The following is a 6,470-nucleotide window of genomic DNA, read 5'->3' on the forward strand; positions in this document are numbered from 1 at the left end:
TGGCAACCGGTCTCTGACCGGTGTATAAGGCATCCGTTTCGGTCAGAGACCGAAAACACACAAACGTAGTCAGAGACTACGCTTAGCATCAGGGTGTTTACGAAGTGGCTGCATTAGCCGTTGTGTCGCATCATTTACCTAGCTGCTGTCGATTGGTTTTTTACAGTTCAAATATAGTTCTGCAAAAATCCTCTCATAAACATTCTGTTAGCCAATTACGGTCATCAACTTAGAACTGCTGTGTCAAAAGGTGTCTCTGTCTCACCGCTTTTATAGACTATAACTTTATCATCGGTACGATGAAAATAGGTAAACCAAGATAATCGCTTGTCAACAATAAAAAAGTCGTTTGAAGTCATGGAAGCTAATGACAGCAGAGCTCTCGGGCTGCAACTGTAAACGTATTGCTTACTTGTTGGTACATTCCCCATCACAGCCACGAACCAATAGGTCTGACTTTCATCCAATGCAATAAAAATGTTCTGAAAGGTTGATGAGGCGATCCCATGTACAAAATATCTACTTTTAATATTCTCCTTCCAATTGGTGAGGAAATATGTTGAACTTTGTTTCACAATAAACTTGCTCTCAATTCCTTTCATAATACCTAACCAGTTTGTAAAAGGAATATGAAACTCTTGTGCGGAAAACTCCTTTTTGAGCTTTTCTATTTTTTCTTCCCACATCATAAGAAATATGGCAGAGGTTTAGGCTAGCTACTCGATATATGCCCCTACTCCAGCGCAAACGCCACGTACCGATCCCCCGATTTGGACTTGAGCTTGCCGCCGCCGCAGGCGATGACCACATACTGCTTACCGTTAACGGCATACGTACTGGGGGTGGCGTAGCCGGGCGCGGGCAAAGGTACCTGCCAAAGTACCTGGCCGGTGCGGCGGTTGAGGGCCCGAAACTGGGCGTCGAGGGAGGCGGCGATGAAAAGTACCCCTCCTTTGGTCACCACGGCCCCGCCGTAGTTGTCGGTGCCGGTGGGCGGAATGCCGCGGGCCGTGAGCTCAGGGTACTCGCCCAAAGGTACCTGCCAGCGGTGCTCGCCCGTGTGCATGTCGATGGCCGTGAGGGTACCCCAGGGCGGCGTACTGATGGGGTAGCCGAGGCGGTCGTACCAGCGGTTGTAGCCGGTATTTTTGTAAGGTACCTGGGTGAGGCTGGCGGACTTACTGGTTTTGGCCGAGGTGTTTTTGCCAAAGAGAAAATCCACGAGCGCGCGGCGTTCTTCGTCTTTCAGGTGCGTGAAGGCGGGCATCATGCCCTGCCCTTTGGCCAAAAGCTCCTGCACCGACGCCTCGTTGCGCCGGGCGGCTACGTCCTGAAGCGAGGGGTAGGTACCGTCGTGGCTGCCTTCGCGGTTGGCGCCGTGGCAAGCGCCGCAGTGGGTTTGGTAGAGTTGGTTGCCGGTAACGGAGGCCGTGGCCTCGGTCAGTGTGGGCCGTTCGGCCAGGGAAGTGTACACCGGATTTTCTTTGGCCGGTACGTAGAGTACGCTGTTTTCATCCACGGCCGCGCCGCCCCATTGCGGTCCGCCGTCGGTGCCGGGGTAGAAGATGGTCCGGGTGGTACTGAGCGGAATAAAAGGCCCTCCCGTACGCGCCTGGCGTACCTCGGCCATGATTTGCTCGCGGTCGGCGGCAAAGGAATTGACGTCCTGGGCGGTGAAGCTCTGGCGGGTAAAGGGCTTGGGTAGCAGCGGAATGGGCTGCGTGGGCCAGGTCTGCTCGCCGGGCATGTCGGAGGCGGGGAAAGGTCTTTCTTCCACGGGAAAAACGGGCTTGCCGGTATCACGATCCAGCACGAAGAGGAATCCCTGTTTGCTCAGTACCGACACCACGTCGCGCTTTTTGCCGTTTTGCGTAATCGTAAACAAATTGGGCGGAGCCGGAATGTCCCGGTCCCAGATGTCGTGGTGGACGGTCTGGTAGTGCCAGCGCCGCTGCCCCGTAGCGGCGTCCAGCGCCAGGAGGCAGTTGGCAAAGAGGTTGGCGCCGGGCCGGTTGCCCCCGTAAAAGTCAAAGGCCGCCGAGCCCGTAGGTACGTATACCACGCCCCGTGGCCGGTCGATGGCCATGCCCATCCAGTTGTTGGCCGCGCCTACGTTCAGGTACCCCTCCTGCGGCCAGGTGTCGTAGCCGTATTCGCCGGGGCGGGGTACCGTGTGGAAGGTCCAGACGATGCGCCCCGTCCGGACGTCGTAGGCGCGGATGTCGCCCGGTAGCGCCGGGGCACTCTCCGAAACCCGGGTACCCATGATGAGCAGGTCTTTGAAAATAACCCCCGGCGTGTTGGAGATCACGTAGTCGTCGGCACCGGGGCGCTCGAGGCCGTCTTTCAGGTTGATCTTCCCGCCTTGCCCAAAGGTACCTACCGGCTTACCCGTACGGGCATCCAGCGCGTACAGAAACGCGCCGTAGGCAAAGAAAATCCGGCTCTGCTGGCCGTCGGTCCAGTGGGTCAGGCCGCGGCTATTCATGCTGAAGGTATCGTCGGTCAGCTTGGTTTTCCAGAGCTCCCGGCCCGTGGCGGCGTCCAGCGCAAAAGCCTGCGAGCCCGCCGACACGCCGTAAAGTACCCCCTGAATGATGATTGGGTTGCACTGCATTTGGGTACTGTGGCGCACGGTATCGGCCCCGCCCGAGGCGTACTCCCAGGCCACGCGCAGGCGCTTCACGTTGCTGGTGTCGATCTGCGTCAGCGCGGAAAAATGGTTGCGGTCGGGACCGCCGTTGTACTCGGCCCAGTCGGTGTTTTTGGGCGGGAGCGGACGAATGGCCATGAGGCCAAGTACCCCTAAAGTACCCAGAGAAGCAATCAGAAGGGCGGGTCGAAGCATAACAATGACAACGGAGGTCGATTTGGAAAAGAGGTACTTACGGGTTCACACCCTTCACGTTCATGTCGATGGAATAAAAACTCTTGCTGGCGGTGATGAATAACGTCTGGTGGTTTTTGCCGCCGAAGCAGACGTTGGCCGTCCAGCCTTCGCCGGTCGGTATGTTCAGGATCTGCTGCCCCTGCGGGCTGAACACCGTCACGCCCGCCCGGTTGGTCAGGTAGAGGTTGCCGCGGTTGTCGAGGGTCATGCCGTCGGAGCCCATGTCACAAAACAGCCGACGGTCGCTCAGGGAACCGTCTTTGTTGATCCGGTAGGCGTAGGTTTTGCTCGCGCCAATGTCGGCCACGTACAGCGTTTTGCCGTCGGGGGTACCTACGATGCCGTTGGGCTGCTTGAGGTCATCGACCACCCGCTTGAGGGTTTTGTGGTCTTTGGCCAAAAAGTACACCGCCTGTGCGTCCTGCTCGGGCTGGTTGCTGCGGCCTTGCCAGTACGGGCGGTTGTAAAACGGATCGGTGAAGTAGGCCCCGCCGTCGCGCCGGACCCAGAGGTCGTTGGGACCGTTGAAGAGCTTGCCCTGGTAGTCTTTCAAAAGTACCTTCACGTTCTTGTTTTTATCGATCAGCCACAGCTCATTTTTTTCATCCGCACACACCCACAGGTTGCCCTTATGATCTATGTACATGCCGTTGGCCCGGCCCGAAGGCTCCAGGTAGGTCGAGAGCTGGCCGTCGGTACTCCACTTCAGAATACGGTTGTTGGGCTGGTCGGTGAAGTACACGTTCCCGGCGGCGTCGGAGATGGGCCCTTCGGTGAAGGCAAAGCCATCGGCCAGCTTTTGCAGCGTGGCGCCTTCTTTGACCAGGGGCTGCTCCTGGCGGGTACCTGACAGCAGGAGCACCAGCAGGGCCGGTAGGAAAAACAAAATCGGTTTGCGCATGGATGAGAAAATGGTTTTCTATAAAATCAGGTTTTGGGCCAATCATACTTCTTTTGGCCCCACTTTTCTCGGGTACTTTTTCGCAAAGTACCCTAAGTACCTCTAAACAAGTTTTCGCCGACACGGGGAGATTCGGCGCGGCCCTGTCTTTTTAAAGAGTACTTTTCTAGAAATACCTACCCCCTACCCGCCATGACTTCCACCCGCCGCCACTTTCTCGCCACCACCGCGCTCGCCGCCGCGGGCCTGGCCGCCCCCAGGTACTTAGCCGCCACGCCAACGGCCAAGCCCCGCGCCATTTCCTGCAACCAGTACACCTGGTTTACGTTTTACCAGCGCGACGGCAAAGACTGGGCCGCCAACCTGGACGCCTCGCTGGCTGAGTACGTGCAGTCGGGTCTGACGGCCTACGAACCGAGCTTCACCCAGGTAGAAGAGGTAGGTACCCTGGCCCCGCTCCTCAAAAAGTACCACCTGGCCATGCCGTCGGCCTACGTGAACAGTACCTTGCACAAAACCGACGACGCCAAAGCCTCCATCACCACGGCCCTGGCCATTGCGGAGGCGGGCAAGCCGCTGGGCCTGCAAGTACTGGTGACGAACCCCAGCCCGCTACGCTGGGGTGGAGAAGAAATTAAGAACGATGCCGAACTGGCCGAACAGGCCAAAAACCTCAACTACCTGGGCGCGGAGCTCCGCAAGCGCGGCATCACACTGGCCTACCACACCCACGACGTGGAGATGCGCGCCGGGGCGCGGGAGTTTCACCACATGCTGCAAGCCACCGACCCGCAAAACGTTTCCTTTTGCTTCGACGTGCACTGGATCTACCGCGGCTCGGGCAACTCGCAGCTGGCCGTCTTCGACGTACTTAAACTCTACGGCGCACGTACCGCCGAGCTGCACGTGCGCCAGTCGGTGGGGGGTACCTGGGCGGAGGCCTTCGGCGCGGGCGACATCGACTACCCCCGGCTGGTCAGCGAGCTAAAGGCGATGGGCGTGCGGCCGCACGTGGTGCTGGAGCAGTGCATTGAGGCCAAGTCGCCGCGTACGCTCTCCGCCCTGGAGGCGCACCAGCAAAGCCTACGCAATGCGCAGACTGTTTTTGGGCCGTTGCTGGGGTGAAGGGTAGTTTGGAGGTAATCTGGGCTTCGTGTTCCACACGGCCAATGCGTGATAAGTGCCGTAGGATAAAATTTTCCTTTTCCTCCTCAAAGGAAAAGGTCTGGGAGTTACGCTTTTGGTGAGATAAATGATATATTTGGTTTCCAGCCGCAGGTACTTTTGCTTATTTCTTTTACGCTACTACTAGATACAAACATATTAAAAACATTGCAGTGAGTTTGTATATGATGGCAAATGGCTACGGCTATAAACGGATATACACGAAACTAGGTCCGTATATACAAATGTTAGGCGTAATTAATCAGACACCACATTGATATGACTTTTGACTTTGAAAGAGACTATGACCGAAATTTTGTTGGACGTGAAAAAGAATTAGAATGGCTTGATGAGCATCTGTATAGAAGGGGTTCTTCTTTTTCTCCAATTATTATTTCTGGTGTAAGCGGTGTCGGTAAGACTGCTCTTGTGAAACAATGGTTTTCCTCAAGGAGAATTTCTTATACTCCATTGTGGTATGACATTTCATCAAATATTGACGATAATGCTATTGACAACTTACTTATAGAAATTCGTAGAATAAGTGATAATCGATATGAAAGAGGAGGTAGACTTACCGTTGTAATTGATGGGACTGATGTTTGGTCACAAAAAAAACACGAAGAAGCCGCCAGTAAAATATTTAACTATAAAATTGTTACCTCACTGATATTTATTAGACGAGGCGAATTGAAGTTTTCAAGAGGTCAGAGCTTGTCGCTTCAACCGCTTTCTAATTCATCAACAGGAGATTTGTTGAGGAAATTATTATCAAGCGAATTGACAGATGGACAAATTTCTGAAGCTATTGAGGCCTCGAAAGGGTTTCCTCTTGCACTTTCAATTTTATGTAAATTAATTAACGGAGACAATGTTGATTCAATACTTGCTTCCACAAATGATCCACTTTATGATATTCAAAATGGTATCATATTTCCTAAAAACCAAATTATCGCTGTAACAAAACCAATCATAGTAAATGCTAGTAACCACTTAATAGAATCACTCAAAAAGCAACCCGTAAGCATCCGAAATTTAACCCCAAGACAGTTTGAAGAACTATTAGCAGAGTTATTAAAAGACATGGGATGGGACGTTGAATTGACTAAACAAACGAGAGATGGCGGTTCTGATATTCTTGCTTACCTAAATACTGATGTTGGTCGTTTGCTGTGTCTTGTTGAGGCTAAACACTATCGTGAAGACAGAAAAATTGGAGTTGATTTAGTAAGAACACTATATGGAACACTTTGTGATGCTCAAGCAAATAGTGCAATGCTTGTGACAACGTCATCATTTACTCAAGATGCAAAGACATTCCAACAGAAACACCAGTATCAATTGACATTACGAGAGTACGCTGATGTGGTAGAGTGGATTATGAAATTTGGAAACAAGAAAAATAACTACGCCTAACAGTGGTAACCGTTGCACAACCTATTTTTTAATTTTAGGATTCCGCTTTCTTAGCTGATGTCATTTTCCTGGTAGACGGTGATTTGTGAAAGAATATTT

The 6,470-nt window shown here is 53.1% G+C and carries 5 protein-coding genes; 2 read left to right on the forward strand and 3 right to left on the reverse strand.

Going from position 1 to position 6,470, the window contains the following annotated elements:
* Positions 1-224 precede the first annotated feature (224 nt).
* Genes HNQ92_RS26180 through HNQ92_RS26190 form a run of 3 tightly spaced genes read right to left on the reverse strand, consistent with a single transcriptional unit; the run spans position 225 to position 3,791 of the window.
* Complete coding sequence (locus HNQ92_RS26180) at positions 225-689, reverse strand: hypothetical protein (protein WP_184179066.1); 465 nt, start codon at positions 687-689, stop codon at positions 225-227.
* 44 nt (positions 690-733) lie between these two features.
* Entirely contained in the window at positions 734-2,848 is a 2,115-nt protein-coding gene (locus HNQ92_RS26185) for an outer membrane protein assembly factor BamB family protein (RefSeq protein WP_184179068.1), read from the reverse strand.
* A gap of 37 nt (positions 2,849-2,885) precedes the next feature.
* Positions 2,886-3,791 carry an SMP-30/gluconolactonase/LRE family protein gene (locus tag HNQ92_RS26190; RefSeq protein ID WP_184179070.1) on the reverse strand — a complete coding sequence of 302 codons (906 nt, stop codon included), beginning with the start codon at positions 3,789-3,791 and terminating at the stop codon, positions 2,886-2,888.
* 192 nt (positions 3,792-3,983) lie between these two features.
* Here HNQ92_RS26190 and HNQ92_RS26195 point away from each other — a divergent pair, with 192 nt between their 5' ends.
* Both HNQ92_RS26195 and HNQ92_RS26200 read left to right on the forward strand, forming a co-directional pair.
* The gene (locus HNQ92_RS26195; RefSeq protein WP_184179074.1) at positions 3,984-4,916 is read left to right on the forward strand and encodes a sugar phosphate isomerase/epimerase family protein; all 933 of its coding nucleotides are present in this window, start codon (positions 3,984-3,986) and stop codon (positions 4,914-4,916) included.
* A gap of 318 nt (positions 4,917-5,234) precedes the next feature.
* A complete protein-coding gene (locus tag HNQ92_RS26200) occupies positions 5,235-6,371 on the forward strand; it encodes a restriction endonuclease (protein WP_184179076.1) in 1,137 nt (378 codons plus the stop codon).
* Positions 6,372-6,470: the final 99 nt, after the last annotated feature.

Origin of the sequence: Rhabdobacter roseus (genome assembly GCF_014202275.1) — a bacterium.
GTDB lineage: Bacteria > Bacteroidota > Bacteroidia > Cytophagales > Spirosomataceae > Rhabdobacter > Rhabdobacter roseus.

Excerpts from the sequence above, each read along its gene's own strand:
- HNQ92_RS26180 (WP_184179066.1), bottom strand. The coding sequence starts at position 689 with ATGATGTGGGAAGAAAAAATAGAAAAGCTCAAAAAGGAGTTTTCCGCA.
- HNQ92_RS26185 (WP_184179068.1), bottom strand. The coding sequence starts at position 2,848 with ATGCTTCGACCCGCCCTTCTGATTGCTTCTCTGGGTACTTTAGGGGTA.
- HNQ92_RS26190 (WP_184179070.1), bottom strand. The coding sequence starts at position 3,791 with ATGCGCAAACCGATTTTGTTTTTCCTACCGGCCCTGCTGGTGCTCCTG.
- HNQ92_RS26195 (WP_184179074.1), top strand. The coding sequence starts at position 3,984 with ATGACTTCCACCCGCCGCCACTTTCTCGCCACCACCGCGCTCGCCGCC.
- HNQ92_RS26200 (WP_184179076.1), top strand. The coding sequence starts at position 5,235 with ATGACTTTTGACTTTGAAAGAGACTATGACCGAAATTTTGTTGGACGT.